Genomic DNA, 26,566 nt, shown 5'->3' on the forward strand with positions numbered 1-26,566 from the left:
TCCACGGCACCCGCACGTACCCGCCCGCACGACCACGCCCCGCCCCTGCGCGGGGCGGCCAGGCACGACCGCCCCTCGCCCTCCCGCGGGGACGACAGAACAAGGAGATCCATCACGTGACTGACATCGTCTACGACAAGGACGCCGACCTCTCGCTCATCCAGGGTCGCAAGGTCGCCGTCATCGGCTACGGCTCGCAGGGCCACGCGCACGCGCTGAACCTCCGCGACTCCGGCGTCGAGGTCGTCATCGGACTCAAGGAGGGCTCGACGAGCCGCGCCAAGGCCGAGGAGCAGGGCTTCACGGTGAAGACGCCGGCCGACGCGTCCGCGTGGGCCGACGTGATCGTCATCCTCGCGCCCGACCAGCACCAGCGCGGCCTCTACGCCGAGAGCGTGCGCGACAACCTCACCGAGGGCAAGACGCTCGTCTTCGCGCACGGCTTCAACATCCGCTTCGGCTACATCGAGGCGCCCGAGGGCGTCGACGTCGTCCTCGTCGCCCCCAAGGGCCCGGGCCACACCGTGCGCCGCGAGTTCGAGGCCGGCCGTGGCGTCCCCGTCATCGTCGCCGTCGAGGTCGACGCGTCGGGCAAGGCGTGGGACCTCGCCTGGTCGTACGCCAAGGGCATCGGCGGCCTCCGCGCCGGCGGCATCCGCACCACCTTCACCGAGGAGACCGAGACCGACCTCTTCGGCGAGCAGGCCGTGCTCTGCGGCGGCACCTCGCAGCTGGTGCAGTACGGCTTCGAGACGCTGATCGAGGCGGGCTACCAGCCGCAGATCGCGTACTTCGAGGTGCTGCACGAGCTCAAGCTCATCGTCGACCTCATGTGGGAGGGCGGCATCGCGAAGCAGCGCTGGAGCATCTCCGACACGGCCGAGTACGGCGACTACGTCTCCGGCCCGCGCGTCATCTCGCCGGACGTCAAGGAGAACATGAAGGCCGTCCTCGCGGACATCCAGTCCGGCGCCTTCGCCGACCGCTTCATCAAGGACCAGGACGCCGGCGCGCCCGAGTTCCTCGAGCTGCGCAAGAAGGGCGAGGAGCACCCGATCGAGTCCACCGGCCGCGAGCTGCGCAAGCTCTTCGCGTGGAACAAGGCCGACGACGACTACACGGACGGCTCGGTCGCCCGCTAGCCGACGCCCCACCTGCACCACCGGACGCCCGGTCGCCACGCGCGGCCGGGCGTCCGCGCGTCCCGGCCGCGCCGTGCGCGGGCGCCGGGGAGCGTGCGGCGGGCGTCCGGATCCGAGCACGTACGATCGGGGGATGCCCCGGACCCCCGACGACGACGCCCTGAGCTGGGCCGGCGAGGACGCGGATCCCACGCTCGCCCGCTCGCCCGAGCCGCAGCGGGCGGTGCCGCGCCGACGCCCGGACGACGCTCCCGCGACCGGGACCGGCCGCGCGTCCGCCCTCGGGGCGACGGCCGCGCGCCGGGCCGCCGCCTCCGGATCCGCCGCGGGATCCGACGAGCCCCGTGACGGCCTCGTGGACGACGACGACCCAGCCCCCGACGCCTCGCCCGAGGTGGTGGGGCTCGCCTTCTTCGGCGCCGTCGCGGTGCTCGAGACCATCGCCTGGTTCTTCGTCGTCCGCGACAACCCGTCGAGCGCCGGATCCTGGTTCCAGGTCGGCGTCGCGCAGGCGACCGAGGCGCTCACCGTGCTCGCGCCGCTGCTGTGGCTGGCCGCCGTCGTCGCCGCCCTGCGCGGGATGCGCGTCGGACGCCGCATGCTCGTCCTCGCCGCGGGCGCCGTGGTCCTCTTCCCGTGGCCCTGGGTGGTGACCCGGTGAGCGGCGAGCAGACCGCCGTCGGCACCGCACCCGCACGCATGCGCCAGGGGCGGCCGACGCGCGCCGGTTGGGTCGTCGGGATCCTCGGCGCGATCGCCCACGGGATCCTCGTGTGGCAGGCCGTCGACCAGTACACGGCGTTCCGGGACATCGCCACGGCGTTCGGCGGATCGCTCCGGCCGGGCACGCTCGCGACGCTCGTCGGCGCGATCCTCGTGCCCGTCGTCGCGTTCGTCCTCGCGGCGCTGGCCACGCGCGGCCGGCCCGCCGCCGCGCGCGTCCTCGTCATGCTCGCGGGCCTCGCCGCCGCGAGCGCGCTCACGGTCGGCCTCGCGGCGCTCCTCCCGCTCGTCTAGCGACGGGCGGCTTCCGGCGACGGGCCGCTAGAGCGGCCACCCGGCGAACAGCACGAGCGCGATCAGCACCGCCTGCGCCACGAGGCGCGGCACCAGCGGGATCGCGATGCGGCTGAAGCGCTCCGGGTGCCGGGCCGCGTACGCGTTCGCGGGGAATACCGCGACCAGGAACACGGCCAGCGCGACGCCCGCGGCGAGCCGCAGCGGCTCCACCAGCAGGCCGATCCCGCCCGCGATCTCGCAGAGCCCCGTGAACCACACGAGCGCCAGGGGAGAGGGCACGCCGGGCCGCCGGAACGACGGCGGGATGATCGCCGCCATGGCCCGCGCGGCCTTCGGCACGAAGTGGTTGACGCCCATGCCGACGAACACGAGGGCCAGCAGGATCCGCACGGCGAGCTGGATCGCCGTCCACGTCACATCGCTCATGGCCCCATTCTGGGGCCACTAGCATGTGAGGGTCCCAGCCGCCCCCGCCCGAAGGACCGCTCTTGACCAAGCCCGTCGTCGTCATCGCCGAAGAACTCTCGCCCGCCACCGTCGACGCCCTGGGGCCCGACTTCGACGTCCGATCCGTCGACGGCACCGACCGCCCGGCCCTGCTCGCGGCCCTCGCGGAGGCGGACGCCGTGCTCGTCCGGTCCGCCACGCGGATCGACGCGGAGGCCATCGCCGCAGCTCCCCGCCTCCAGGTCGTCGCCCGTGCGGGCGTGGGCCTCGACAACGTCGACATCAAGGCCGCGACCACCGCGGGCGTCATGGTCGTGAACGCGCCGACCTCCAACGTCATCTCGGCCGCCGAGCTCGCCATCGGCCACATCCTCTCGCTCGCGCGCTTCATCCCGGACGCGAGCGCCTCGCTCAAGCAGGGCCTCTGGAAGCGCTCGTCCTTCACGGGCGTCGAGCTCTACGAGAAGACCATCGGCATCGTCGGCCTCGGCCGCATCGGCACGCTCGTCGCGCAGCGCCTCGCGGGCTTCGGCGCCACGCTCGTCGCCTACGACCCCTACGTCACGCCGGCCCGTGCCCAGCAGCTCGGCGTGCAGCTGCTGTCGCTCGACGAGCTGATGAAGGCGTCCGACTTCATCACCATCCACATCCCCAAGACGCCCGACACCACCGGCCTCATCTCCACGGAGCAGTTCGCGCTCGCGAAGCCGTCGCTCCGCATCGTGAACGCGAGCCGCGGCGGCATCATCGACGAGGACGCGCTGTACACGGCGCTCAAGTCGAAGCGCATCGCGGGCGCCGGCCTCGACGTGTTCGTCAGCGAGCCGCCCACGGGGTCCCCGCTGCTCGAGCTCGACAACATCATCGTCACGCCGCACCTCGGCGCCTCCACCGACGAGGCCCAGGAGAAGGCGGGCGTCTCGGTCGCGAGGAGCGTGCGCCTCGCGCTCGGCGGCGAGCTCGTGCCGGACGCCGTGAACGTCGCCGGCGGCGTGATCGACCCCTACGTGCGCCCCGGCATCCCGCTGATGGAGAAGCTCGGCCAGGTGTTCTCCGGCCTCGCGCACGAGGCGCTCACCAGCATCGACGTGGTCGTCCGCGGCGAGCTCGCGGGATACGACGTCAGCGTCCTCAAGCTCGCGGCGCTCAAGGGCGTCTTCACGAACGTCGTGAGCGAGAACGTCTCCTACGTGAACGCGCCGCTCCTCGCCGAGCAGCGCGGGCTCGAGGTGCGCCTCATCACGGACGCCGTCTCGGAGGAGTACCGCAACGTGCTCAGCATCCGCGGCGCGCTGTCCGACGGCACGCACGTGTCGGTGTCGGGCACGCTCACGGGCACCAAGCAGATCGAGAAGCTCGTCGAGATCGACGGCTACGACGTCGAGGTGCCGTTCAGCCGCCACCTCATCGTCATGAAGTACGAGGACCGCCCCGGCATCGTCGCGGTCTACGGCAAGGAGTTCGGCGACGCGGAGGTCAACATCGCCGGCATGCAGATCGCCCGCCAGGAGGCCGGCGGCCGGGCGCTCAGCGTCCTCAGCGTCGACTCGCCCGTGCCGGACGGCGTGCTGGAGAACGTGCGGCAGGCGATCCAGGCCACGTCGCTGCGCGAGATCGACATCGCCGACTGATCCCGGTCGGATCCACCACCGCGAGGGCGGCTGCTGCGGCGGCCGCCCTCGCGGCGCGTCCGGGCCAGCGGGCCGGATCAGCCCCGCGTCGAGCGGAGCCGCACGAGGTCGTCGACCACGCGGATGAGCTCGTCGAGCGCCGCGTCGGCGGGCGCGGATCCGCCGAGCCAGGGCTGCAGCGCGCTGTTGTAGTAGAGGCCGTCGCCGATGAGGAGCACGGCGCGCGCCACGGCGGGGTCGCCCACGGCCTCGAGGATGACGGCGGCCCACTCATCCTGCAGGTGCGTGAGGGTGTCGCGGGCGCGCGGGTGGTTGCCCTGCGCGAGGCGGGAGGTCGCGACGTAGGCGCGGTCGAAGGGGGTGGCGGTCGAGAGCGATCCGCGGATCCAGCGGTCCACCGGCCCGCGCTCGGCCTGCCGGAGCCGCTCCACGTCCGCCTGCGCGAGCGCCGCCATGCGGGCGAGCAGACCGTCGACGAGCGCCTCCTTGCCGCCGAAGTGGTAGAGCAGCCCGCCCTTGGAGACGCCGGCCGCCGCGGCGACGGCCTCGAGCGTCGTGCCGCGCTCGCCCTGCTGCACGAGCAGCTCCTCGAAGGCGTCGAGGATGCGGTCGCGCGCGCCTCCGCCGGGGGAGGACGCCGGGTCGGGTCCGGCCTCGGGCGCGGGTGCGGGATCGTCGGACGGGGTGACGGGCATGGATCCAGCGTAGCGGCGCCTTGCCCGCTGTACCGACCGGACGGTACAGTGATGCCGGCCGCTCCGCGGCCCCGTCCGCGCACCCGCGCCGTCGCCCCACGACGTCAGGAAGCCCCGTCATGTCCACGCCCCGCACCGCATCCGTCGCCGTGACCGCCGCCACCGGCCGCGCCGGGCGACGCCAGTGGGCGGCGCTCGTGGTGCTGATGCTGCCTGTGCTCCTCGTCTCCATCGACAACACGGTGCTGAGCTTCGCGATGCCGTCCATCGCGCGCGATCTCGAGCCGTCGGGTGCCGCTCAGCTCTGGGTCATCGACGCGTACCCGCTCGTGCTCGCCGGGCTCCTCGTCGCCATGGGCAACATGGGCGACCGCTACGGCCGCCGCCGCCTCCTCATGATCGGCACGGCCGGCTTCGGCCTCGTCTCCGCCCTCGCCGCGTTCGCGACCGATGCCTCGCAGCTCATCGTCGCGCGCGCCGCGCTCGGCTTCTTCGGCGCGATGCTCATGCCCTCTACGCTCTCGCTCCTGCGCTCGATCTTCACCGACCGGGAGCAGCGCCGCCTCGCCATCGCGATCTGGGCGTCAGGCTTCTCCGGCGGATCCGCGCTCGGCCCGCTCGTGGGCGGCGTGCTGCTCGAGCACTTCTGGTGGGGCTCCGTGTTCCTCGTGGCCGTGCCCGTGATGCTGCCGCTGCTCATCCTCACGCCCGTGCTCGTGCCGGAGTCGAAGGACCCGGCGCCGGGGCCGATCGACGGGATCGCGATCCTGCTGTCGCTGGCGACCGTCGCGCCCCTCGTCTACGCCATCAAGACGTTCGCGACCGAGGGCGTCACGCCGCTCGCGATCGCCGCGCCCGTCGTGGGCGTGGTCGCCGGCATCCTCTTCGTGCGCCGCATGTCCCGCGCGCGGAACCCCATGCTCGACGTCGCGCTCTTCCGCGAGCCGGTCTTCACGGGCGCGGTGCTCGTCAACCTGCTGAGCGTCGTCTCGCTCGTCGGCTTCCTCTTCTTCGTGACGCAGCACCTGCAGCTGGTCGCGGGCCTCGACCCGCTGGCCGCCGGGTTCGCGCTCATCCCGGGATCCGTGGTCGTCATCGTCTCCGGGCTCGTGATCGTGCCGATCGTGGCGCGCGCCCGCCCGTCGCGCGTCGTCGCGATCGCGCTGGCGCTCTCGGCGGCCGCCTACGTGATCCTCGCGGCCACGGGCCGGGACGCGTCCGTCGGCCTGCTGGTGTTCGCCTTCTGCCTGCTGGGTGCGGGCATCGGCGCGTCGCAGACCATCTCGAACGACCTGATCATCGCGGCCGTCCCGCCGGCGAAGGCGGGTGCGGCCTCCGCGGTGTCGGAGACGGCGTACGAGGTGGGCGCGGTGCTCGGCACGGCCGTGCTCGGCAGCATCCTCACGGCCAGCTACCGCACGGGCCTCGCACTGCCGGCCGGCCTCTCCGAGGGCGACGCGTCCGCGGCGCGGGAGACGCTCGGGGGAGCGGTCTCGGTCGCCGAGCGCGTGCCGGCCCACGTCGGGGCGGCGCTGCTCGAGTCGGCGCACCGGGCGTTCGACGGCGGCGTGGTGACGACGTCGATCATCGGCGCCCTGCTCATGGTCGGCGCGATCGTCATCTCGCTCACGAGCCTGCGTCGCGCCAGCTCGCACGACTGAGCGGACGGATCAGCCCGCGGGCGGATCAGACGACGTTGTCGTCGGAGCGCTCGCTGCGCGTGATGCGCTGGCCGGTCGCGGGGTCGATGCGCGTGCGCGTCTCGCTGACGGCCGTGCGGCGGCGGGCGAGGAGCGCGACGCCGATGATGATGACCAGCGCGCCGCCGCCCATGAGGATGTAGCCGACCAGCTGCAGGTCGACGCCCGGGACGGTGAGGTCGACGGCGAACGCGAGGATCGCGCCGACGATGACGAGGAAGATGCCGAGTCCGATGCTCATGGGGGGTCCTTCGGGTCCTGCCCGTCGGAGGCGCCGGGTGGATCCACCGTAGCGCGCGGGTGCCCGCGGCGGACGGGTAACCTGGCCCGACACCCCACCGAGCCTGGGAGGATCCATGCCCCGCACCATCTCGCTCGCCGTCGTCCCCGGGGACGGCATCGGTCCGGAGGTCGTCCACGAGGCCCTCCGCGTGCTCCGGGAGGCGGTGCCCGCGGACGTGTCGCTCGACACCACGCAGTACCCGTTCGGCGCCGGCCACTACCTCGAGACGGGCGAGATCCTCACCGACTCCGACCTCGCCGCCCTCGCGCAGCACGACGCGATCCTGCTCGGCGCGGTCGGCGGCGACCCGCGCGACGCGCGCCTCGCCGGCGGCATCATCGAGCGCGGCCTGCTGCTCAAGCTCCGGTTCGCGTTCGACCACTACATCAACCTGCGGCCCACCACGCTGCTGCCCGGCGTCGCCTCGCCGCTCGCCGCGCCCGGGGAGGTCGACTTCGTGGTCGTCCGCGAGGGCACCGAGGGCCCGTACGCGGGCAACGGCGGCGTGCTGCGCCGCGGCACCGAGCACGAGATCGCGACCGAGGTGTCCGTGAACACGGCGCACAGCGTGGAGCGCACCGTGCGGTTCGCGTTCGAGCTGGCGGAGAAGCGCGACCGCAAGCGCGTCACCCTCGTGCACAAGACCAACGTGCTGACCTTCGCCGGATCCCTCTGGCAGCGCACCGTCGACCGCATCGCCGCCGAGCACCCGGGCGTCACGGTCGACTACCTGCACGTCGACGCCACGATGATCTTCCTCGTCACCGACCCGTCGCGCTTCGACGTCATCGTCTCGGACAACCTGTTCGGCGACATCATCACCGACCTCGCCGCCGCGATCTCGGGCGGCATCGGCCTCGCCGCGTCGGGCAACGTCAACCCCACGGGCGCGTTCCCGAGCATGTTCGAGCCGGTGCACGGATCCGCGCCCGACATCGCCGGCCAGCAGAAGGCCGACCCGACCGCGGCGATCCTCTCGGTCGCGCTCCTGCTCGACCACCTGGGCCTCCCCGAGGCGTCCGCGCGCGTCACGGCCGCGGTCTCCGCCGACCTCGCCGCGCGCGCCGCGGGCGACACCGCACCCCGATCCACCGTGGAGGTCGGCGACGCCGTCATCCGCGCCCTCTCCACGAACCACTGAAGGAGCCCATGAGCACCACCAGCAGCACAGCCTCCACCAGCAGCACAGCCACCACCACCGGCACCGCCTTCCCCCTGTTCTTCGAGCAGACCCCGTCGGAGACCGCCCGCGCCGACGCCGAGCGGGAGGCGATCCTCGCCGACCCGGGCTTCGGCAAGCACTTCACGGACCACATGGTCCAGATCGACTGGACGCTCGACGCCGGCTGGCACGACGCGCGCGTCGTCCCGTACGGGCCGCTGCAGCTGGATCCGGCCGCGAGCGTGCTGCACTACGGCCAAGAGATCTTCGAGGGGATGAAGGCGTACCGCCACGCCGACGGATCCGTGTGGACCTTCCGCCCCGACCGCAACGCCGCCCGCCTCCAGCGCTCGGCCCGCCGCCTCGCGCTGCCGGAGCTGCCCACCGAGGACTTCGTCGAGTCCGTGCGGCAGCTCGTGCGCGCCGACCTCGGCTGGGTGCCGACGGCCGCGGAGCAGAGCCTCTACCTCCGTCCGTTCATGATCGCCAACGAGAGCTTCCTCGGCGTCCGCGCCGCCCAGCGCGTGGGCTACTACGTCATCGCGAGCCCCGCGGGCGCGTACTTCACGGGCGGTGTGGCGCCGGTGTCCATCTGGCTGTCCACGCAGTACTCCCGCGCGGGCAAGGGCGGCACGGGCGCCGCGAAGTGCGGCGGCAACTACGCCGCGTCGCTCCTGCCGCAGGCCGAGGCCGCGTCGCACGGCTGCGCGCAGGTGCTCTTCCTCGACTCCGAGGAGGGCCGCTACCTCGAGGAGCTCGGCGGCATGAACATCGTGCTGGTGTACAAGGACGGCCGCCTGGTCACGCCCGACTCGGAGAGCATCCTCGAGGGCATCACGCGCGACTCGATCCTCGAGCTCGCGCGCGACCGCGGCCTCACGGTCGAGAAGCGCCGCGTGGAGCTGTCGGAGTGGGTCGACGGCGTCGCGTCGGGCGAGATCACCGAGGTGTTCGCGTGCGGCACGGCGGCGGTCATCACGCCGATCGGCCGCCTGATGGGCGAGGGCCTCGATGTGGGCGACATCGACGCGCCCGCGGGCGAGCTGACGATGTCGCTGCGCCAGGAGCTCACCGACATCCAGTACGGCCGCGTCCCCGACCGCCACGGCTGGCTCACGCGCCTCGACGCGTAGGGGCCTCCTCGTGCCGGCGGCCGCGCGCCGCCGGCACGGCTAGGGTCGTCAGCGTGAAGATCGCGCGTTTCAGCACCGGTGACGACCCCCGCTTCGGCATCCTCGACGAGGAGGAGGGCCACCTGGTCGTCCTCACCGGCGACCCCATGTTCAGCGGCTACCAGACCACGGGGGAGCGCGTGCCGCTCGCCGACGCGCGGCTGCTCGCCCCGGTGATCCCGCGCTCCAAGGTCGTCGCGGTGGGTCGCAACTACGCGGCGCACGCGGCCGAGCACGGCAGCGAGGCGCCCACCACGCCGCTCATCTTCCTCAAGCCCAACACCTCCGTCATCGGCCCCGACGACGCGATCCGCCTCCCCGCCGACAGTCAGCGGGTCGAGCACGAGGGCGAGCTCGCGGTGGTCATCGGCCGGATCACGCGCGACGTGTCCGTCGAGGACGCGCGCCGGTCGATCTTCGGCTACACGATCGGCAACGACGTCACCGCCCGCGACATCCAGCACTCCGAGAGCCAGTGGGCGCGCGCCAAGGGCTACGACACCTTCTGCCCGCTCGGCCCGGTCATCGAGACCGAGGGCTCGTTCGAGGACGCGCTCATCGAGACCCGCGTGGACGGCGAGCTCCGCCAGTCCGGCCGCACGAGCGAGATGGTGCACTCGGTGCCCGAGCTCATCGCGTTCGCGTCGCGCGTGTGGACCCTGCTGCCCGGCGACGTGATCCTCACGGGCACGCCCGCGGGCGTCGGCCCCTTCACCGACGGCCAGGTCGTCGAGGTGTCGATCGAGGGGATCGGCACGCTCTCCAACCCCGCGCGCGCCCGCGCCTGACCGTGATCCGCCCCGGTCGTCTGGCGCGCGTCGCGCTGGCGGTCGCGGCGGTGGCGCTGCTCTCGGGCTGCGTGTACGACGTGTCCGACTACGGGTTGGAGACGCCGGGTGCATCCGCGCCGCCCTCCGCGGGTCCGACCGCGTCGCCGACCCCGGGCGCCGCGGAGCTCGGCCTGCCGGCGGGCTGCACGCCCGCCGACCTCTCGATCGACTGGGCGGAGCCCGAGGCCGGACCCGCGGACGAGCTGCTCGCCGTGCGGGTGATGCAGGTGCGGATCCCGAGCGCGGGGGAGCAGCCGGGCCTCGGATCCACGACCCAGCGCGTGACGCGGAACGACGTCGCGCTGCGGCCGGCGCTCCGCTTGGAGCTCGACGAGAGGGACGGATCAGCGACGCCAGTGGCGGACAGCCTCGTGCCGACGGACGCCTGGGCCGCGTTCCTCGGCGCGGACCTCCGCGACCGCGACCTGGTCGGGCCGCGGTTCGGGCGTCCCCTGCAGATCACCTCGTTCGATCCCGTGCTCGACCGCGAGGCCCGCTACGTGATCGGGTACCTGGGCTCCGCGCAGTCCGCGCACGTCACCGTGACGGGCTGCGACGGCGGCTTCCGCGGATCCGGCACGCTCGAGGGGCTGGACCCGACGCGGTCCGCCGGCGCCGTCCTCCTCGAGTGCGGCGTGCCGCCCGGCGACCAGTACGACCGGTGGGACCTGCTCGAGCCGTACTGCGCCGACGGCGCCGCGGGGGCGGCGGGCAGCGAGCCCTAGAATCGTCAGCAGGATGACTGACGCAACGACCCACCCCGTGACCACCGCTTCCGGCACCGACGTCCGCGTCCGGTTCTGTCCGTCCCCGACCGGGACGCCGCACGTGGGGCTCATCCGCACGGCGCTCTTCAACTGGGCCTACGCGCGCCACACGGGCGGCAAGCTCGTCTTCCGCGTCGAGGACACCGACGCCGCGCGCGACAGCGAGGAGAGCTACGAGCAGCTCATCGAGGCGCTCCGCTGGCTCGAGATCGACTGGGACGAGGGCGAGGGAGTCGGCGGACCGCACGCGCCGTACCGCCAGTCGCAGCGCACCGACCTCTACCTCGACGTCATCGCGAAGCTCACGGCGTCCGGCCACCTCTACGAGAGCTACGCGACGGCCGAGGAGATCGAGGCGCGCAACCGCGCCGCCGGCCGGGACCCGAAGATGGGCTACGATAACTTCGAGCGCGACCTCACCGAGGCCGAGCGCCAGGCGTTCCGCGACGAGGGCCGCTCGCCCGCGCTCCGCCTCCGCGTGCCGGACACCGACCTCTCGTTCGACGACCTCGTGCGCGGCACGGTCACGTTCCCGGCCGGGTCCTTCCCCGACTTCGTGCTCGTGCGCCCGAACGGTGCCCCGCTCTACACGCTCGTGAACCCCGTCGACGACGCGCTCATGGGGATCACCCACGTGCTGCGCGGCGAGGACCTGCTCTCGTCGACGCCCCGGCAGATCGCGCTCTACCACGCGCTCATCGACATCGGCGTGGCCGACGCCATCCCGCGCTTCGGCCACCTGCCGTACGTGATGGGGGAGGGCAACAAGAAGCTCTCCAAGCGCGACCCCGAGTCGAACCTGTTCCACCACCGCGACCGCGGCTTCATCCCCGAGGGCCTCATCAACTACCTGGCGCTGCTCGGCTGGTCGCTCACGCACGACCGCGACGTGTTCTCGCGGATGGAGATGGTCACCGCGTTCGACGTCGCCGACGTGACGCCCGCCCCGGCGCGCTTCGACCTCAAGAAGGCGGAGTCGCTGAACGGCGACCACATCCGCCTCCTCGCGCTCGACGACTTCGCCCAGCGCCTCGTGCCGTACCTGCAGGCGGCGGGCGTCGTCGGCGCCGAGCTGACGCACGACGAGCAGCGCATGCTCGACGCCGCCGCGCCGCTGGTGCAGGAGCGGATGCAGCTCCTCGGCGAGGCGCCCGACCTGCTGTCGTTCGTCTTCACCACGGCCGACGCGCTGCCCTACGACGACGCGGCCGTCCAGGCGCTCAAGGACGACGCCCCCGAGGTGCTCGCCGCCTCGCGCGGCGCGCTCGCCGGGGTACCGCACACGCAGTGGGACATCGACCTCGTGCAGGAGGTGCTGCAGAACACGCTCATCACCGGCATGGGCATGAAGCCGCGCCTCGCCTACGGGCCGCTGCGCGTGGGCGTCTCCGGGCGCCGGATCTCGCCGCCGCTGTTCGAGTCGATGGTGCTGCTCGGCAAGGACGAGACCCTCGCGCGCCTCGACCGCCTCGCGGGGAGGCTCGGTGCCTGACGACGCGGTCGCGGGATCCACCGCGACCGGCGACTCCTACGACGTCGTCGTCATCGGCGCGGGACCGGCGGGCCTGTCCGCCGCGCTGAACCTCGTGCGCGCCCGCCGCCGCACGCTCGTGCTCGACAGCAGCCGCCCGCGCAACGCCGCGACCCTCATGTCGCACGGCTTCGTGACGCGCGACGGGATCTCGCCGCTCGAGCTCCGCAAGCTCGGCCAGGTCGAGGTGGAAGGATACGACGAGGGCGAGTTCCAGCTCGCGGTCGTGCAGTCCGCGGAGCCGTCCCCAGGTGGCTTCACCATCCGCGCGAAGGGCGTGCGCCGCGCGCCCGACCGCGAGGTGCACGCGCGCCGGATCCTCATCGCCACGGGCCTCGTGGAGACTCTGCCCGACTTGCCGAGCATCCGCGCCTACTACGGCACCGCCGTGCACAGCTGCATGGAGTGCGACGGCTACGAGAAGGCCGACGAGCCGCTCTTCCTCATCGGCGAGACGGACGACCTCGTGGAGCGCGCGCTGCTGCTCTCGCAGTGGTCGCGCGACATCATCGTCTTCACCAACGGCGTCGCCGAGATCGACGAGGCGGGGGAGCGCGGGCTCGCGTCCCTCGGCATCCGCGTCGACCGCCGTCCCGTCGCCGACATCGAGGGCGAGCGCGCGGTCGTCACCGGCGTCCGGATGCAGGACGGCTCGGTCGTCCCGCGCACAGGAGGCTTCGTGCGCCCCCGCTATTCGACCGCGCTCGACTTCCTCTCGGGGCTCGATCTCGACACGGACGACGACGGTCACTTCGCCGTCGACGCCGAGGGCCGCACCTCGCACGCGGGCGTCTACGCGGCGGGCGACAGCTCGCAGCCGGGCCCCCAGCAGCTGATCATCGCGGCCGGGTTCGGGGCGCGCGCGGCCAGCGCGATCAACCGGGACCTGCTGCCCGTGATCTGACGCGAGGGGCCCATGGCGCGCGCGCCGGTTTGGCGCGGATCCGGCCGATGGGCTACACTCGACGAGGCCCGATCGCGCATCGGGGCCTTGGGGTATGGTGTAATTGGCAACACGGAAGATTCTGATTCTTTTGTTCTTGGTTCGAGTCCAGGTACCCCAGCACTGAGATAGCAGGAAATGACAGGCCCGGTCATCCGGGCCTTTTCCTTTTCCCGGATCATCTCCGAGCTTGCGGTTCGGAGGCGTCCCGTCCCCGGCTCCGCGTGCGGGTCAGGCGGCCCGGCGCATTCCGTCCACTGGCGCCCCTCGACACCGGATCGACCTGCGTATCACGTTAATCGCATGACAGGCGACGAGACCATCGACGGCGTGCCCGTGACGGAGGAGCAGATCCAGGCGTGGGCTGATGAGGCCGAGGCCGGGTACGACGTGGACACCCTCAGGACGCGAGGTCGCGGCCGTCCCGGGCGCGGAGCGCGACCCTCTCAGGTCGTCGCCGTGCGGCTGACCGATGACGAGCTCGCCGCGGTGGACGCGCGAGCGGCGCGCGAGGGCACGTCGCGATCCGAGGTGATCCGGCAGGCCCTCCACGACTCCGCGGCGTGAGGGTCCACCCCTCGGCGCGGAAGCACGGGATCGAACCCGACGAGGCGGTCCAGGCCGCATCGTGGGCGATCTGGATCGAGGATCTCGAGGATGACAGCCCCGCGCGGCAACTGCGTCTCGGCTTCGACCGAGCAGGGCGTCTGGTGGAGACCGTGGTGCTGGTGTTCGACAGCGGTAACGAGCTCGTCATCCACGCGATGAGAGCGCGTCCGCACATGCTGGATCTGCTCCCCTGAAAACGACGACGGCCCCGCCCGAGCATCTGCTCGAGCGGGGCCGTCGTCGCGTTCAGCGCGAGCGGATCAGGCGAGGCGCCCCTTCGGCGAGCTGTCGCTCGTCTTCGACGGGTCCTTCTCCACGACGTCGCCGAGGGCGTCGTCGATGCGCGTGAGGAGCTCGGCCGGGATCTTCACGCCCGACGCCTTCACGTTCTCGTGGACCTGCTCGGGGCGCGAGGCGCCGATGATCGCGGACGCGACGTTGTCGTTCTGGAGCACCCACGCGACCGCGAGCTGCGCCAGCGACAGGTCGAGCTCGTCCGCGACGGGCTGCAGCTCCTGCACGCGCGAGAGGACGTCGTCGTTCATGTAGCGCTTGATCATGTCGGCGCCACCCTTGTCGTCCGTGGCGCGCGAGCCCTGCGGCAGGTCCTGGCCCGGCTTGTACTTGCCGGTGAGGACGCCCTGGGCGATGGGAGACCAGACGATCTGCGAGATGCCGAGCTCGGCGGACGTGGGGACGACCTCCTCCTCGATGACGCGCCAGAGGGCCGAGTACTGCGGCTGGTTCGAGATGAGCTGGAAGCCGAGCTCGCGGGAGAGGCCGTGCGCCTCGCGAAGCTGCTCGGGGGTTCACTCGCTGACGCCGATGTACAGCGCCTTGCCCTGGCGGACGACGTCGGCGAAGGCCTGCATCGTCTCCTCGAGCGGGGTATCGTAGTCGTAGCGGTGCGCCTGGTAGAGGTCGACGTGGTCGGTCTGGAGGCGCTCGAGCGAGCCGTCGATCGACGCCATGATGTGCTTGCGCGAGAGGCCGGTGTCGTTGTGGCCCTTGGCGCCGGTCGGGAAGTAGACCTTCGTGAAGATCTCGAGCCCGTCGCGGTTCTCATGCTTGAGCGCTTGCCCAAGGACCTTCTCGGCGACGGTGTTCGCGTAGCCGTCCGCGGTGTCGAACGTGGTGATGCCGGCCTCGAGGGCCGCCTGCACGCACTGCGTCGCGGTGTCGTTCTCGACCTGCGATCCGTGGGTCAGCCAGTTGCCGTACGTGATCTCGGAGATCTTGAAGCCTGAGTTGCCGAGGTAGCGGAATTCCATTCTCCGAGCCTACGCCGCGGGCGCTGGGGGAGCCCGGGGCGGGGTCTGTCCGCCGGGTGACCGGGAGGTGCACGTGCGGCCCCGCCCGAGCATCTCGGGCGGGGCCGCACGGTGGTGCAGGAAGGGAGCGCTGGTCAGACCTCGCGGGTCTTCGGCGAGCTGTCCTCGGTCTTGCGCGGGTCCGTCTCGACGATGTCGCCGAGGGCGTCGTCGATGCGGGTGAGGAGCTCCGCGGGGATCTTCACGCCGGACGCCTTCACGTTCTCGTGCACCTGCTCGGGACGGGAGGCGCCGATGATCGCCGACGCCACGTTCTCGTTCTGCAGCACCCACGCGACCGCGAGCTGGGCGAGCGACAGGTCGAGCTCGTCGGCGACGGGCTGCAGCTCCTGCACGCGGGAGAGCGTGTCGTCGTTCATGTAGCGCTTGATCATGTCCGCGCCGCCCTTGTCGTCGGTCGCGCGCGATCCGGACGGCAGCTCCTGGCCGGGCTTGTACTTGCCCGTCAGCACGCCCTGGGCGATGGGCGACCACACGATCTGGGAGATCCCGAGCTCCTTCGAGGTGGGCACGACCTCCTCCTCGATGACGCGCCAGAGCGCCGAGTACTGCGGCTGGTTCGAGATCAGCTGGAAGCCCAGCTGGTCGGCGAGCGCGTGGCCGGCGCGCAGCTGCTCGCTCGTCCACTCGCTCACGCCGATGTAGAGCGCCTTGCCCTGGCGGACGACGTCGGCGAAGGCCTGCATCGTCTCCTCGAGGGGCGTCTCGTAGTCGAAGCGGTGCGCCTGGTAGAGGTCGATGTAGTCGGTCTGGAGGCGCTGGAGCGAGCCCTCGACGGAGTCCATGATGTGCTTGCGCGAGAGGCCGGTGTCGTTCTTGCCCTTGGGCCCGGTGGGGCCGAAGACCTTGGTGAAGATCTCGATCGAGGCACGTCGCTCGTCCTTGAGGGCCTCGCCGAGCACGGTCTCCGCCTTGGTGTTGGCGTAGACGTCCGCGGTGTCGAAGGTGGTGATCCCCGCCTCGAGCGCGGCCTTCACGCACGCGGTCGCGGTGTCGTTCTCCACCTGCGATCCGTGGGTGAGCCAGTTGCCGTAGGTGATCTCGGAGATCTTGAAGCCGGAGTTGCCGAGGTATCTGAATTCCATGCTCCGACCGTACGCCGGGCACCTCCGCGGGCCCGCACGAAAGTGTGCGACGCGGGGCGCACGACGACGCCCCCCCGGATCCGGGAGCGGGCGTCGTCGTCGTGCGGGGGAGCGCTAGCGGCGCGGGCCGTCCGCGTCGGCGGGGGCCTTCTCGCCCTCGACGGCCGCGGCGGAGTCGATGCCCTCGACCGCGGTTCCGTCCCGCTTCGTCTTCGCGAGGCTCGCGACGGTCGCGACCGTGATGGTGAGGAGGATGAACGACAGCGAGAACCAGATCGGGATCTCGGGCGCCCAGAGCATCGGCTCGCCGCCGTTGATGAAGGTCACCTCGTTGACGTGCATCGCGTGCAGCACGAGCTTCACCGCGATGAAGCCGAGGATGACCGCGAGGCCCTGCGAGAGGTACACGAGGCGCTCGAGGAGCCCGGAGATCAGGAAGTACAGCTGGCGGAGGCCGAGCAGCGCGAAGGCGTTGGCGGTGAAGACGATGTACGCCTCCTGCGTCAGGCCGAAGATCGCGGGGATGGAGTCGAGCGCGAACAGCACGTCGGTGAGGCCGATGGCGAGCATCACCAGGAACATCGGGGTGAAGAGCTTCTTGCCGTCGACGCGGGTCGTGAGCTTGTCGCCGTCGTAGTGGTCCGAGGTGGGGATGAAGCGGCGGAGCACGCGGATGAGCTTCGAGTCGGACTCGTCCTCGTCGTGCGTCTCCTTCATCTGCTTGTAGGCCATGACGAGCAGCAGCGCGCCGAAGAGGTAGAAGACCCAGGAGAAGTTGTCGATGATCGCGGAGCCCATCGCGATGAAGATGCCGCGCATCACGAGGGCTATCGCGATGCCCACGAGGAGCACCTTCTGCTGGAAGGCCCGCGGCACGGCGAAGCTCGACATGATGATGAGGAAGACGAAGAGGTTGTCGACGCTCAGCGCCTTCTCCGTCACGTAGCCGGCGAAGTACTCGCCGCCGAAGGTCCAGTTCGAGAAGACGCCGACGCCCACGCCGAACACGAGCGCGATGACGATGTAGACGACCGACCAGGTCGCGGACTCCTTCAGCGTCGGCTCGTGCGCCTTCCGCACGTGCGCGAAGAAGTCGAAGACGAGCAGGCCGAGGACGGCCGCGATGGTCGCGGCCCAGAGCCAGAAGGGGACATCCATTGTGGGTTCTCCAGTACTCGGACCTCGATGGGTCCGGTGGGGTACTGAAGGTCTCCTCCACCCCGCGAACGTGCTCCGCGGAACCGGCCGTACGGGTCGGAGTGGTCCGACCGTATTGACGACACGACCGCCGGATGGGAGTACTCCCCTTCGAGGGAACACTCTATACGGCCGCATGGAGCGCCCTCGACCGCGCGGGCGGATCCCCAGCTGGGGCGCCGTCGTCGCCGGAGGCCCGCTACTCGAGGAACAGCAGCGCGATCCCGGCGACGGCCGCGAGGACGCCGATGCCGACGAGCACGAGCCCGGTCACGCGCAGCGCGCGGCCGTCGAGCTCGGGGGCGTGCGTGCGCACGCGCCACGGGGAGCGCGGCGAGAACCAGACGCGCACGTCGGATCCCGAGGCGAGGTCGCGGGTCTCCGGGGTGTCCGCCTGCGCCTCGTGCACGTCGCCCTCGTGGTCGAACCAGCGCAGGACGCGCGGCGCGGGGCCGTCGCCGCCGGCGGGCCCGTCCGCGACGAGGCCCTCGGTCGCCGTCCAGCGCCGGCCGAGGACGCGCACCGAGAGGCCGGCGACGTAGAGCAGGACGCCGGGGACGAGCGCGATCCAGGTGAGGAACTCGATGATGAGGGACGCCGCGGCGAGACCGTCCATGCCGCCCACCCGTCCGCTCGTCGAGCCCGAACGGGCCTAGAGGTCGATGCTATCGCCGGGCTCGAGGGCGTGGAACGCGCCGCCGCCCTGCTCGGTCGCCCACTGCAGGCGGCCGTTCGACATGGCCTTGCCCGCGGTGGACAGCACCATCTCGTGCGTGGGGAACGCGCGGCGGGGCTTCACCGCGAGCACGTAGTCGATGGACTCGCTGATCTTCATCCACGGCGCGCCCGCGGGGGCTGCGAGCAGGTCGACCTCGACGCCCTCCGGCACGACGAAGGAGTCGCCGGCGTAGTAGAGCGTGTCGTTCACGAGGACGCCGAGGTTGTCGACCACGGGGATCGACTCGTGGATGACGGCGTGCGTGCCGCCGAAGAAGCGCAGCGTGAAGGGGCCGGCCTCGATCACGTCGCCCGCGTGCACGACGGTGACGTCGAAGTCGGTCGCGGCGGCCGCGACGCCCTCGGGGGCGTAGATGGGCACGCCCTCGTTCTTGTCGAGGATCCGCTTGAGCTGTTCCGGCGTCCAGTGGTCCGCGTGCTCGTGCGTGATGACGATGGCGTCGGTGTTCATCGCCTCCGTGATGGGGGTGGTGAACGAGCCCGGGTCGATGAAGAGCTTGCGCCCCGAGAGTTCCAGGACCAGGGCGGCGTGCTCGAGCTTCGTCAATCGCATATCAGGAGCCAACACCGTCCGAGCGGCGGGGGCAAACCGGCGCGCGGGGGCGTCGCCCGGCGGCGATCGGGGGCGCGCGATCGCCGCGTTCCCGGGCGGATCCGGCCCGGTCGGGGCTCGATTTGGTCGGGCTGTGCGCGCTGTGGCATACTCGACGAGTTGCAAAAACGGCCCCATCGTTTAGCGGCCTAGGACACCGCCCTCTCACGGCGGTAACACCGGTTCGAATCCGGTTGGGGTCACAGACGCAGTGAACGACGAAGCCCGGTTCCTCCTCATGGAGGCGCCGGGCTTCTTCTTTCGTGCCGTGCATTCGCACTCCGGCCCGGCTCGGGTGCACGGTTCGGCCCTGTACCGTCGAGGGGTGAGTGTGCACCTGGTCGGAGGCGGCCTGTCGGATGACGACACCCCCCTCCTCGCGCGGTTCCTGTCCGAGGCGACGACGAGGGCGACCGCTGCCGCCCGGCTGGAGCCGGCCCGCATCGCCGTGGTCCTCGTCCACGACGGCCTGGGTGCCGAGTGGTTCGACCAGTACGCCGCCGCGCTCCGTGCCGCGGGCGCCTGCGAGCCCGTCGCGGTGCTCGCGCCCGAGGGCGGATCCATCGAGGTCGCGCAGCTGCAGGACGTGGACGGCATCGTCGTCGGCGGCGGGCTGACCCCCGCGTACCGCCAGGCGCTCGAGCCGGTGTTCGGCGAGATCCGCCGCCAGGTCACCGCCGGGGTCCCGTACCTCGGCTTCTCCGCGGGCGCCGCGGTCGCCGCCGAGACCGCCATCGTCGGCGGCTGGCGCATCGGCGCCGTCGAGGTCGTGCAGGAGTCCGCGAGCGAGGACCTCGACGAGGTCACCGTGGAGCAGGGCATCGGCCTCATCGACGTCGCGGTCGACGTGCACGCCGCCCAGTGGGGCACCCTCACCCGGCTCATCGCAGCGACGGAGGCCGGGCTCGTCGAGGGCGGCGTCGCCATCGACGAGGGCACCGTGCTCATCGTCGGCGAGGGCCAGCTCGTCGTCGAGGGGCGCGGCAGCGTCTGGTCCGTCATCGGCTCGGAGACCGGCGTCACCGTCAGCTCCGCCGGCGCTTCCTGATCCACCGCCCGTGGCGCTGACCCTGCCCGAGCTCGTCGAGCGCGGCCTCATGGACGCCGGCTGGGCCGACGTGCTCGCGCCCGTCGCCGACGACATCGCGCGCATGGGGGAGTGGCTGCGCGCCGAGGTCGCCGCCGGCCGCCCCTATCTCCCGGCGGGCGACCGCGTGCTGCGGGCGTTCCAGCAGCCGCTGGCCGACGTGCGCGTGCTCATCGTCGGGCAGGACCCGTACCCCACGCCCGGCCACCCCGTCGGCCTGTCCTTCTCGGTCGAGCCGGACGTGCGGCCCGTGCCGCGGAGCCTCGTCAACATCCACCGGGAGCTCCGGGACGACCTCGGGATCCCGACGCCGGAGCACGGCGACCTCACCGCGTGGACCCGCAGCGGCGTGCTGCTCCTCAACCGCGTGCTCACGGTGCGGCCGGGCGCGCCCGCCTCGCACCGCGGGAAGGGCTGGGAGGCCGTGACGGAGTGCGCGATCCGCGGGCTGGCGGCGCGCGGCGGTCCGCTCGTCGCGATCCTCTGGGGCAAGGACGCGGGATCGCTCGCGCCGCTGCTCGCCCCCGTGCCGTCGATCACCTCCGTGCACCCGAGCCCGCTGTCGGCGTCGCGCGGGTTCTTCGGCTCGAGGCCGTTCAGCCGGGCGGACGCGCTCCTCGCCGAGCAGGGCGCGGATCCGGTCGACTGGCGGCTCTGAGACCGCATCGCGGGTTCCGGCCGAGCGCGCCGCGGTCCCCGTAGGATCGCGGCATGCTCGAGGAGGAATACCAGCGGCGGCGCCGCCTGCCCGCCCACCTCCGGAAGCCCGCGCCGCCGCTGCCCGTCTTCTCCTACGAGATCCGTCCCGCGACGATGTCCGACCTCCCGGACATCCGCGAGATCTACAACCACTACGTCATGAACAGCACCGTCACGTTCGACGAGACGCGCATGACGCTCGCCCGGTGGCGCGGCCGCTTCAGCCAGCTCGAGCGCATGGGCATGCCGTTCCTGGTGGCTGTCTCGCCGTCGGGCCAGGTGCTCGGGTACGCGCTCGTGGAGCCGGTGGGGAACCGGCGGTCGTCGCGCACGACGGTGGAGGACTCGATCTACCTCGGCGCGGCGTCCACCGGCAAGGGCCTCGGGCGCGCGCTCCTGGTGCCGCTCGTCGACGCGTGCCGCGAGGCCGGGATCCGCGAGGTCATCGCCGTCATCGCGGATCAGGGCGCAGACGCCTCCATCCGGCTGCACGCGTCGCTCGGCTTCACGGAGAGCGGGCGGATGGGCCGGGTCGGCTGGAAGTTCGGGCGCTGGCTCGGCACGGTCACGATGCAGCTGACGCTCAAGCCGACGGCGCAGCCGGGCCGGTGGGCGCGCGCCATGCGGCCAGCGACGCCTGCCGCTGCCGCTCCCCGTCCCACCACGCCCGCTCCCGCTCCCGCCGCTCCTCCTTCGCGGTGAGAGGGCGGGGCGCGACCGTCTGGACGCGGTGACGGCGGGCCCACCAGCCGGTGAGGAGCGCGGATCCCAGCACGACGACCATCGGCAGCAGCATGAACGGGCCGCCGTTGCCCGCGCTGCGGTCGAGGCTCTCGGACATCTGGCCGAGGAGCGCCGTGGGGAGGAACAGCAGCGTGTTGTTGAGCGCGTGGATCAGCACGGGCGCCTCGAGGCCGCCGGTCATGCGGGCGGAGATGGTCGCGGAGATGCCGAACACGAAGTAGTAGGCGATGAGCCACGGGTCCTCGGCGAGGTGGGCGAGCGCGAAGAGGGAGCTGGAGACCAGCGCCCCGACCACGAGGGCGACCCGGGTGCTCCGGAACCAGGATCCGACCGAGCGCTGGACGAGGCCGCGGAAGCCGTACTCCTCGCCGGCGGACTGCAGCGGGGTCGTGAGCAGGATGATGACGAGGAACGCGACCACCTCGCCGTCGACGCGGATCTCGCCTGAGGGGTCGAGCGCGAACATGACGCCGATGTAGACGACGAAGACGGGCACGATCACGAGCGCGACGCGGCCGAGCCAGCGCCAGCGGAACCGGCCCGCGATGGAGGACATCGCGCCCATGCGCACGCCGAAGAGCCAGCGCTGCAGGAGCATCGAGACGGGGATCAGGGCGGCGAGCGACAGGTTCGTGGCGAGCATGATCACGGGCGTCATGGTCTCGAGGGACGACGCGTCCGTCGGGTCGAGGCGGCCGGTGAGGAACTCCACGGCGTAGGCGACGAGGCCGAAGACGAGCGACAGGCCGAAGAACGCGACGGCGCCGAGCACGAGCGCGAGGATCCCGCGCCACGGGCCGCCGGTGTCCCGGAGTCCGTGGTGGTAGGGGGCGGGCGGGCGCTCGGGGAGCGGCGGGAGCTCGGGCGGGGTGGCGCCGGGGATCCCGGCCGCCGGGGGAGCGCCGGGGTCGACGGGTGGCGCGACGGGCGGCGCGACCGGCGACCACGAGACGGGGGCGGGTTCGGGGACGGTCGGCTCCTGTGCGCTCATGCCGCTACGGTACGCGGGGCGGCTGCGCCGGGGATCCACCCGAGGGCGGAGGGCACACGGCGGAGGGGCCCCGAGCTCGGCCGTCGCCGCGCGGCCGCGTACGGTGGACGGGACGAGAGGCGCAGCCATGCAGCAGGAGCAGCACGAGGACCAGGGGCACGGCGAGGCCCGCGACGCCGACTTCGCGGAGAAGCGGCACGAGCAGCTGACGACGGCGCCGAAGGCCGTGGAGTCGGACGCGGCACCGCGCATCGACGTGACCGAGGAGGAGGGCGGCGTGACGCGCATCGACGTCGCGGAGACGGCGTCGGTGCGGCCCGGGAGGACGACGCCGGCGCGCGAGTCGTGAGTGACGACGTGGCGCGCCCCGGCGCCGCGGCGGCACCGCGCGACGTGCTCGTGCTCGGCGGCACGGCCTGGATCGGCCGGCTCGTCGCGGAGCGGCTGGCGGCGCGCGGCGACCGGGTGACGTGCCTGGCGCGCGGGACCGGCGGATCCGTACCCGCGCTCACGCGGTTCGTCGCGGCCGACCGCGACCTGCCCGACGCGTACGCGGCCGTCGCCGGCGCGGACTGGGACGAGGTCGTCGACCTCACCTCCTCGGCGCAGCACGCGCGCGAGGCCGTCGCGGCGCTCGCCGACCGGGCCCGGCACTGGACGCTCGTCAGCACCGTGTCGGTGTACGCGTCCTTCGCGCGCCCGGGCGAGGACGAGACGGCGCCGCTCGTCGAGCCCGTCGACCTCGAGGAGTACGGCCAGGCCAAGGTCGCGGCCGAGCGGGCGGTGACGGCGGCGCTCGCCGGACGGCGCATGATCGTGCGGCCCGGCCTCATCACCGGGCCCGGAGACGACAGCGACCGGTTCAGCTACTGGCCGGCGCGGTTCGCGCTCGCGGGTGACGGGCCCGTGCTCGTGCCGGAGACGACCGGACGCCGTTCGCAGGTGATCGACGCGCGCGACCTCGCCGACCTGGTCGTCGACGTCGGGGTGCGCGCGCTCGACGGCGTGGTCGACGCGGTGGGGGAGACCGTGTCGCTGGCGGACGCGCTGGGGCTCGCGGCCGAGGCGGCGGGATCCACCGGCGAGCGGGTGGTGGCGACCGACGCGCAGCTGGCGGATGCCGACGTGCGGCACTGGGCGGGACCGCGCTCGCTGCCCCTGTGGCTGCCGGGCGAGGCCGCCGGGATGCTCTCCCGGAGCGACGCGGGGATCCGAGCGCTCGGCGTCCGGCGCCGCCCGCTCGCCGAGACGATGCGCGACGTGCTCGCCGACGAGCGGGAGCGCGGGCTCGACCGGCCACGCGCATCCGGCCTCACGCGCGACGAGGAGCTCGAGGTCCTGGCGACGCTCGGCTGACCCGCCCCACGCACGAGCGCCGCGCCCCGTCGAGGACGGGAGCGCGGCGCCCAGGGGAGCGGGTGGATCAGCGGATCGCGGCCCGCAGCTCGGCGGCGGCCGCGGCCGGGTCGTCGGACGAGTAGATCGCGCCGCCCGCGACGGCGACCACGGCGCCCGCGTCCTGCACGTCGCCGATGGTGCCGGGCTTCACGCCGCCCGCGACGGAGAACGCCACGCCGGACGCCTTGCCGGCCTCGAGCAGGTCGCTGAACGTGTAGCCGTCCTCCGCCTGCTCGTCGAGGCCCGCGTGCATCTCCACGAACTCGGCACCGAGCTCGGTGACCTCCTTCGCGCGCTTCGCCTTGTCGGGGACGCCGATGAGGTCGACGACGATGCCCTTGCCGTGCTTCTTCGCGGCCGTGACGGCGCCCGCGATGGTGCTGTCGCCCGCGACGCCGAGGACGGTGACGAGGTCGGCGCCCGCGGAGAACGCGATGTCGGCCTCGAGCTCGCCGGCGTCCATCGTCTTCAGGTCGGCGAAGACGATCTTGTCGGGGTGCGCCTCCTTGATCGCGGTGATCGCGGAGAGGCCCTCGGCCTTGATGAGCGGGGTGCCCAGCTCGATGATGTCGACGTGCGGCGCGGCCTTGCCGGCCAGCTCGAGCGCGTCCTTCGTCGTGAGCACGTCCATGGCTACCTGGAGCTTCATGGGGTTCCTCTTCCTGTCGTGATGCGTGGTGGGGTGGGGGATCGGGCGACCGTCGGTCACTCGAGGTTGGCGTGACGCGGCCACAGCTCGTCGGCCGAGAGGCCGGACGCCTGCCACAGCGCGTGGAACACGGCGTCGCCGACCAGTGCGACGGAGAGCTCGAAGAGCCCGCCCGCGTACTGGGCCGAGACCGTGCCGCCGTGGTCCTGCTTGGCGGCCGCGGGGATCAGCACGGTCACGTCCGCGAGGTCGGCGAGCGGCGAGTCGTCGGCCGTCGTCAGGGCCACGATCCGGGCGCCGACGTCGTGCGCGGTCTGCGCGGCGCTCACGATGCCGGCGGTGGTGCCGGATCCACTCGCGACCAGGAGGACGTCGCCATTCGAGATCGCGGGCGACGTGGCCTCGCCGACCACGTGCGCGTCGAGCCCCAGGTGCATGAACCGCATGGCGGTCATGCGGAGCGCGAGCCCGGAGCGGCCGGCGCCGAGGGCGAAGACGCGGCGGCCGTCGCGGATCACGCGGGCGGCCTCGTCGAGGCGCGCCGCCAGGTCCGGCTCCGCGAGGGCGCGGGCGACGCGGGCGTTCTCGTCGGAGATCAGGGTGATCGCGGCGGCGACGTCGACGGGGGCGTCGCCGGTCGGGCGGGGATGCGTCGTGTTCGTCACAAGTCGAGCGTGCTCCTCGCGGCCCGTCCGTGCCGCCCACCCGACGGGTGGATCCGCCTACCCGTCCGAGCAGGTCGCCGTCGCGTGGGCGGCGGATCGGGTGGGCGTACGGTGGCGGGATGCCGTCCCGGACCCATCCTGTCGATCCCGCCGCCCGCTCCGCCGCCGACCAGGTCGCCCTCCTCGACGGCCTGCACGACGCGCTCGCCGCCCCGCTGCAGGAGGTCGCCGAGGCGCTGTCCGGCCTGCTGCAGCCGGTGGTTGCGCATCGCGCCCTCGTGATCTTCACGGAGGACTGCACCGGCCGCCCGCGCAAGAAGGCGGGCGAGCCCGAGGTGGTGGAGAACGTGACGATCGCCGAGCTCGACCGGATCCTCGCGAGCCTCGCAGAGGGGTCCGGCGATGCCCGCGGCGACGCCGGCTCCGCCTGGTCCGTCGAGCACCCCGTCGGCGGCCGCCTCCGCACGGTCGCCGCCTGGCGCGCCGACACGGGCGCGCTCCTCGTGCTCGTGGATCCCGTCGCCGCGCACGACGACGTCCCCGGCGCCCGCGAGCTGGTGCGCGCGCTATGGCGGAGCGTCGCCCACGGGATCCGGCAGCAGGTCGCCGCGGCGCCACCCGCCTACCTCGCGGAGGCGCGCGCGGTCTCCTCGGAGCGCGCCCGCGTCGTGTCCGAGCTGGGCGACGCCCACGCCACGACCCTCGAGTCGCTCCTCGCCGTGCTCCGCTCCTCCCGCACGGGCGACGCGGCCGCCCGCCAGACCGCGGCCGACCTCGCGACCAACGCCATGGTCGAGCTGCGCGCCGCGAGCGACCGCGACCGCTCGCTCGGCGAGGAGCCCGTCGCGCGCGCCTTCGCCCGGCTCCGCGACGACCTCCGGCCGCTCGTGCGCTTCCGTGACCTCGATGTGCAGTTCGTCGAGCCGCCCGTGGACGGCCGTGCGCTCCCGGGCGAGGTCGCGCACGCGGGCCGGGCGATCGTGCGCGGCGCCGTGCTCGCGCTCGTCGAGCAGCCGGACGTGACGCGCGTGCGGATCCAGTGGGACTGCGACGGCAGCAACCTCCTCGTCGGGATCCGCGACGACGGCGCCGGGGCCACCACGGCGGACCTCGACGCGCTCCGCCGCCTCACCGACCGCGTCGCGGCGCTCGACGGGACGCTCGACGTGACGGCGACGCCGGGCTGGGGATCCGAGATCGCCGTGCGGCTGCCGCTCGACGCGCCGGCCGCGGGCCTCGACGCCGCGGGGGAGGCGGGGCTCAGCGCGCGCGAGCGGGAGGTGCTCGCGCTCGTGGCCGGCGGATCCCGCAACCGCGCCATCGCGACCTCGCTCGGGATCAGCGAGAACACCGTGAAGTTCCACGTCGCGAACCTGCTGCGGAAGATGGGCGCCTCCACCCGGGCGGAGCTCGCGGGGCTCGTGCGCGGCTGAGGCGACACGGCGGCACGACGCCGCA

Annotated in this window: 29 protein-coding genes, 2 tRNA genes and 1 pseudogene; 21 read left to right on the plus strand and 11 right to left on the minus strand. The window is 72.8% G+C overall.

Translation table 11 applies throughout. The features are described from left to right. The first annotated feature begins 116 nt into the window (after positions 1-116). From ilvC to CMN_RS05195, 3 genes are all read left to right on the plus strand, one after another. Positions 117-1,142: a ketol-acid reductoisomerase gene (ilvC, locus tag CMN_RS05185; RefSeq protein ID WP_015489797.1), complete on the plus strand. Its 1,026-nt coding sequence runs from the start codon at positions 117-119 to the stop codon at positions 1,140-1,142. A gap of 133 nt (positions 1,143-1,275) precedes the next feature. Continuing rightward, positions 1,276-1,803: a hypothetical protein gene (locus CMN_RS05190; RefSeq protein WP_015489798.1), complete on the plus strand. Its 528-nt coding sequence runs from the start codon at positions 1,276-1,278 to the stop codon at positions 1,801-1,803. Further along, positions 1,800-2,159: a hypothetical protein gene (locus tag CMN_RS05195; RefSeq protein WP_015489799.1), complete on the plus strand. Its 360-nt coding sequence runs from the start codon at positions 1,800-1,802 to the stop codon at positions 2,157-2,159. Before CMN_RS05190 ends, CMN_RS05195 begins: the two co-directional genes overlap by 4 nt. Positions 2,160-2,186: 27 nt before the next feature. On the opposite strand, the gene CMN_RS05200 is transcribed toward CMN_RS05195, so the two are convergent. Then, a complete protein-coding gene (locus CMN_RS05200) occupies positions 2,187-2,588 on the minus strand; it encodes a DoxX family protein (RefSeq protein WP_041465245.1) in 402 nt (133 codons plus the stop codon). A 62-nt stretch (positions 2,589-2,650) separates the two neighbouring features. Here CMN_RS05200 and serA point away from each other — a divergent pair, with 62 nt between their 5' ends. Beyond that, on the plus strand, positions 2,651-4,240 hold the full coding sequence (serA, locus tag CMN_RS05205) for a phosphoglycerate dehydrogenase (RefSeq protein WP_015489801.1): 1,590 nt from the start codon (positions 2,651-2,653) through the stop codon (positions 4,238-4,240). Between the two features lie 77 nt (positions 4,241-4,317). Here serA and CMN_RS05210 read toward each other — a convergent pair whose 3' ends face one another. Further along, positions 4,318-4,935 carry a TetR/AcrR family transcriptional regulator gene (locus CMN_RS05210; RefSeq protein WP_015489802.1) on the minus strand — a complete coding sequence of 206 codons (618 nt, stop codon included), beginning with the start codon at positions 4,933-4,935 and terminating at the stop codon, positions 4,318-4,320. A gap of 119 nt (positions 4,936-5,054) precedes the next feature. Between CMN_RS05210 and CMN_RS05215 the strand changes: the two genes are divergently transcribed. Further along, the gene (locus tag CMN_RS05215) at positions 5,055-6,596 is read left to right on the plus strand and encodes an MFS transporter (RefSeq protein WP_015489803.1); all 1,542 of its coding nucleotides are present in this window, start codon (positions 5,055-5,057) and stop codon (positions 6,594-6,596) included. 25 nt (positions 6,597-6,621) lie between these two features. Here CMN_RS05215 and CMN_RS05220 read toward each other — a convergent pair whose 3' ends face one another. After that, positions 6,622-6,876 carry a DUF6458 family protein gene (locus CMN_RS05220; RefSeq protein WP_015489804.1) on the minus strand — a complete coding sequence of 85 codons (255 nt, stop codon included), beginning with the start codon at positions 6,874-6,876 and terminating at the stop codon, positions 6,622-6,624. A gap of 115 nt (positions 6,877-6,991) precedes the next feature. Between CMN_RS05220 and CMN_RS05225 the strand changes: the two genes are divergently transcribed. The 9 genes from CMN_RS05225 (at position 6,992) to CMN_RS05265 (ending at position 14,126) form a co-directional block, all read left to right on the plus strand. Further along, positions 6,992-8,059: a 3-isopropylmalate dehydrogenase gene (locus tag CMN_RS05225; RefSeq protein WP_015489805.1), complete on the plus strand. Its 1,068-nt coding sequence runs from the start codon at positions 6,992-6,994 to the stop codon at positions 8,057-8,059. Positions 8,060-8,067: 8 nt separating this feature from the next. Continuing rightward, positions 8,068-9,213: a branched-chain amino acid aminotransferase gene (locus CMN_RS05230; protein WP_015489806.1), complete on the plus strand. Its 1,146-nt coding sequence runs from the start codon at positions 8,068-8,070 to the stop codon at positions 9,211-9,213. Positions 9,214-9,266: 53 nt separating this feature from the next. After that, on the plus strand, positions 9,267-10,040 hold the full coding sequence (locus CMN_RS05235; protein ID WP_015489807.1) for a fumarylacetoacetate hydrolase family protein: 774 nt from the start codon (positions 9,267-9,269) through the stop codon (positions 10,038-10,040). Positions 10,041-10,042: 2 nt separating this feature from the next. Continuing rightward, the gene (locus CMN_RS05240) at positions 10,043-10,807 is read left to right on the plus strand and encodes a hypothetical protein (RefSeq protein WP_015489808.1); all 765 of its coding nucleotides are present in this window, start codon (positions 10,043-10,045) and stop codon (positions 10,805-10,807) included. A 13-nt stretch (positions 10,808-10,820) separates the two neighbouring features. After that, on the plus strand, positions 10,821-12,341 hold the full coding sequence (gltX, locus tag CMN_RS05245; protein WP_015489809.1) for a glutamate--tRNA ligase: 1,521 nt from the start codon (positions 10,821-10,823) through the stop codon (positions 12,339-12,341). Then, positions 12,334-13,284 carry an NAD(P)/FAD-dependent oxidoreductase gene (locus CMN_RS05250; protein WP_015489810.1) on the plus strand — a complete coding sequence of 317 codons (951 nt, stop codon included), beginning with the start codon at positions 12,334-12,336 and terminating at the stop codon, positions 13,282-13,284. The genes gltX and CMN_RS05250 overlap by 8 nt, the downstream gene beginning before the upstream one ends. 88 nt (positions 13,285-13,372) lie before the next feature. Beyond that, positions 13,373-13,444: transfer RNA gene (locus CMN_RS05255), tRNA-Gln, on the plus strand. 182 nt (positions 13,445-13,626) lie between these two features. Continuing rightward, positions 13,627-13,890 (plus strand): ribbon-helix-helix domain-containing protein, encoded by a 264-nt coding sequence (locus CMN_RS05260; protein WP_015489811.1) that lies wholly within the window; start codon positions 13,627-13,629, stop codon positions 13,888-13,890. Then, positions 13,887-14,126 carry a hypothetical protein gene (locus tag CMN_RS05265; protein WP_015489812.1) on the plus strand — a complete coding sequence of 80 codons (240 nt, stop codon included), beginning with the start codon at positions 13,887-13,889 and terminating at the stop codon, positions 14,124-14,126. The genes CMN_RS05260 and CMN_RS05265 overlap by 4 nt, the downstream gene beginning before the upstream one ends. 66 nt (positions 14,127-14,192) lie before the next feature. Here the strand turns inward: CMN_RS05265 and CMN_RS05270 are convergent. From CMN_RS05270 to CMN_RS05290, 5 genes and pseudogenes are all read right to left on the minus strand, one after another. After that, a pseudogene (locus CMN_RS05270) lies at positions 14,193-15,203 on the minus strand (aldo/keto reductase family protein). 134 nt (positions 15,204-15,337) lie between these two features. Continuing rightward, the gene (locus tag CMN_RS05275) at positions 15,338-16,348 is read right to left on the minus strand and encodes an aldo/keto reductase family protein (protein WP_015489813.1); all 1,011 of its coding nucleotides are present in this window, start codon (positions 16,346-16,348) and stop codon (positions 15,338-15,340) included. Positions 16,349-16,462: 114 nt separating this feature from the next. Continuing rightward, a complete protein-coding gene (locus CMN_RS05280) occupies positions 16,463-17,506 on the minus strand; it encodes a TerC family protein (RefSeq protein WP_015489814.1) in 1,044 nt (347 codons plus the stop codon). Positions 17,507-17,744: 238 nt separating this feature from the next. Further along, positions 17,745-18,161, minus strand: a complete 417-nt coding sequence (locus CMN_RS05285) for a hypothetical protein (RefSeq protein WP_015489815.1) — start codon at positions 18,159-18,161, stop codon at positions 17,745-17,747. 36 nt (positions 18,162-18,197) lie between these two features. Next, positions 18,198-18,836, minus strand: coding sequence for an MBL fold metallo-hydrolase (locus CMN_RS05290; protein WP_015489816.1), 639 nt, complete (start codon positions 18,834-18,836; stop codon positions 18,198-18,200). Positions 18,837-19,005: 169 nt separating this feature from the next. Between CMN_RS05290 and CMN_RS05295 the strand changes: the two genes are divergently transcribed. The 4 genes from CMN_RS05295 to CMN_RS05310 all read left to right on the plus strand — a co-directional run bounded on the left by CMN_RS05295 (position 19,006) and on the right by CMN_RS05310 (position 21,363). Next, positions 19,006-19,078 (plus strand) — tRNA-Glu (locus CMN_RS05295). A gap of 122 nt (positions 19,079-19,200) precedes the next feature. Next, a complete protein-coding gene (locus tag CMN_RS05300; RefSeq protein ID WP_015489817.1) occupies positions 19,201-19,923 on the plus strand; it encodes a Type 1 glutamine amidotransferase-like domain-containing protein in 723 nt (240 codons plus the stop codon). A gap of 10 nt (positions 19,924-19,933) precedes the next feature. Then, positions 19,934-20,620: a uracil-DNA glycosylase gene (locus CMN_RS05305; protein WP_015489818.1), complete on the plus strand. Its 687-nt coding sequence runs from the start codon at positions 19,934-19,936 to the stop codon at positions 20,618-20,620. Between the two features lie 53 nt (positions 20,621-20,673). Beyond that, positions 20,674-21,363 carry a GNAT family N-acetyltransferase gene (locus CMN_RS05310; RefSeq protein ID WP_015489819.1) on the plus strand — a complete coding sequence of 230 codons (690 nt, stop codon included), beginning with the start codon at positions 20,674-20,676 and terminating at the stop codon, positions 21,361-21,363. Here the strand turns inward: CMN_RS05310 and CMN_RS14765 are convergent. Further along, on the minus strand, positions 21,245-22,396 hold the full coding sequence (locus tag CMN_RS14765) for a CPBP family intramembrane glutamic endopeptidase (protein WP_015489820.1): 1,152 nt from the start codon (positions 22,394-22,396) through the stop codon (positions 21,245-21,247). The two genes, CMN_RS05310 and CMN_RS14765, sit on opposite strands and share 119 nt — an antisense overlap. Positions 22,397-22,523: 127 nt before the next feature. On the opposite strand from CMN_RS14765, the gene CMN_RS15110 reads away from it, so the two are divergent. Together CMN_RS15110 and CMN_RS05325 are read left to right on the plus strand one after the other, a co-directional pair. Then, positions 22,524-22,745, plus strand: a complete 222-nt coding sequence (locus CMN_RS15110) for a hypothetical protein (protein ID WP_051057927.1) — start codon at positions 22,524-22,526, stop codon at positions 22,743-22,745. Next, a complete protein-coding gene (locus CMN_RS05325; RefSeq protein ID WP_231853780.1) occupies positions 22,742-23,752 on the plus strand; it encodes an NAD-dependent epimerase/dehydratase family protein in 1,011 nt (336 codons plus the stop codon). The genes CMN_RS15110 and CMN_RS05325 overlap by 4 nt, the downstream gene beginning before the upstream one ends. 67 nt (positions 23,753-23,819) lie before the next feature. On the opposite strand, the gene hxlA is transcribed toward CMN_RS05325, so the two are convergent. Both hxlA and hxlB read right to left on the minus strand, forming a co-directional pair. Continuing rightward, positions 23,820-24,443: a 3-hexulose-6-phosphate synthase gene (hxlA, locus tag CMN_RS05330; RefSeq protein ID WP_015489823.1), complete on the minus strand. Its 624-nt coding sequence runs from the start codon at positions 24,441-24,443 to the stop codon at positions 23,820-23,822. A gap of 56 nt (positions 24,444-24,499) precedes the next feature. Continuing rightward, a complete protein-coding gene (hxlB, locus tag CMN_RS05335; protein ID WP_015489824.1) occupies positions 24,500-25,108 on the minus strand; it encodes a 6-phospho-3-hexuloisomerase in 609 nt (202 codons plus the stop codon). 119 nt (positions 25,109-25,227) lie between these two features. Between hxlB and CMN_RS15295 the strand changes: the two genes are divergently transcribed. Further along, on the plus strand, positions 25,228-26,541 hold the full coding sequence (locus CMN_RS15295) for a LuxR C-terminal-related transcriptional regulator (RefSeq protein ID WP_015489825.1): 1,314 nt from the start codon (positions 25,228-25,230) through the stop codon (positions 26,539-26,541). Positions 26,542-26,566: the final 25 nt, after the last annotated feature.

The sequence above is a fragment of the Clavibacter nebraskensis NCPPB 2581 genome, from assembly GCF_000355695.1.
GTDB classification, from domain to species: Bacteria; Actinomycetota; Actinomycetes; order Actinomycetales; family Microbacteriaceae; genus Clavibacter; species Clavibacter nebraskensis.

Excerpts from the sequence above, each read along its gene's own strand:
- CMN_RS05190 (WP_015489798.1), top strand. The coding sequence starts at position 1,276 with ATGCCCCGGACCCCCGACGACGACGCCCTGAGCTGGGCCGGCGAGGAC.
- CMN_RS05200 (WP_041465245.1), bottom strand. The coding sequence starts at position 2,588 with ATGAGCGATGTGACGTGGACGGCGATCCAGCTCGCCGTGCGGATCCTG.
- CMN_RS05210 (WP_015489802.1), bottom strand. The coding sequence starts at position 4,935 with ATGCCCGTCACCCCGTCCGACGATCCCGCACCCGCGCCCGAGGCCGGA.
- CMN_RS05215 (WP_015489803.1), top strand. The coding sequence starts at position 5,055 with ATGTCCACGCCCCGCACCGCATCCGTCGCCGTGACCGCCGCCACCGGC.
- CMN_RS05220 (WP_015489804.1), bottom strand. The coding sequence starts at position 6,876 with ATGAGCATCGGACTCGGCATCTTCCTCGTCATCGTCGGCGCGATCCTC.
- CMN_RS05225 (WP_015489805.1), top strand. The coding sequence starts at position 6,992 with ATGCCCCGCACCATCTCGCTCGCCGTCGTCCCCGGGGACGGCATCGGT.
- CMN_RS05230 (WP_015489806.1), top strand. The coding sequence starts at position 8,068 with ATGAGCACCACCAGCAGCACAGCCTCCACCAGCAGCACAGCCACCACC.
- gltX (WP_015489809.1), top strand. The coding sequence starts at position 10,821 with ATGACTGACGCAACGACCCACCCCGTGACCACCGCTTCCGGCACCGAC.
- CMN_RS05260 (WP_015489811.1), top strand. The coding sequence starts at position 13,627 with ATGACAGGCGACGAGACCATCGACGGCGTGCCCGTGACGGAGGAGCAG.
- CMN_RS05275 (WP_015489813.1), bottom strand. The coding sequence starts at position 16,348 with ATGGAATTCAGATACCTCGGCAACTCCGGCTTCAAGATCTCCGAGATC.
- CMN_RS05280 (WP_015489814.1), bottom strand. The coding sequence starts at position 17,506 with ATGGATGTCCCCTTCTGGCTCTGGGCCGCGACCATCGCGGCCGTCCTC.
- CMN_RS05285 (WP_015489815.1), bottom strand. The coding sequence starts at position 18,161 with ATGGACGGTCTCGCCGCGGCGTCCCTCATCATCGAGTTCCTCACCTGG.
- CMN_RS05290 (WP_015489816.1), bottom strand. The coding sequence starts at position 18,836 with ATGCGATTGACGAAGCTCGAGCACGCCGCCCTGGTCCTGGAACTCTCG.
- CMN_RS05310 (WP_015489819.1), top strand. The coding sequence starts at position 20,674 with ATGCTCGAGGAGGAATACCAGCGGCGGCGCCGCCTGCCCGCCCACCTC.
- CMN_RS14765 (WP_015489820.1), bottom strand. The coding sequence starts at position 22,396 with ATGAGCGCACAGGAGCCGACCGTCCCCGAACCCGCCCCCGTCTCGTGG.
- CMN_RS15110 (WP_051057927.1), top strand. The coding sequence starts at position 22,524 with ATGCAGCAGGAGCAGCACGAGGACCAGGGGCACGGCGAGGCCCGCGAC.
- hxlA (WP_015489823.1), bottom strand. The coding sequence starts at position 24,443 with ATGAAGCTCCAGGTAGCCATGGACGTGCTCACGACGAAGGACGCGCTC.
- CMN_RS15295 (WP_015489825.1), top strand. The coding sequence starts at position 25,228 with ATGCCGTCCCGGACCCATCCTGTCGATCCCGCCGCCCGCTCCGCCGCC.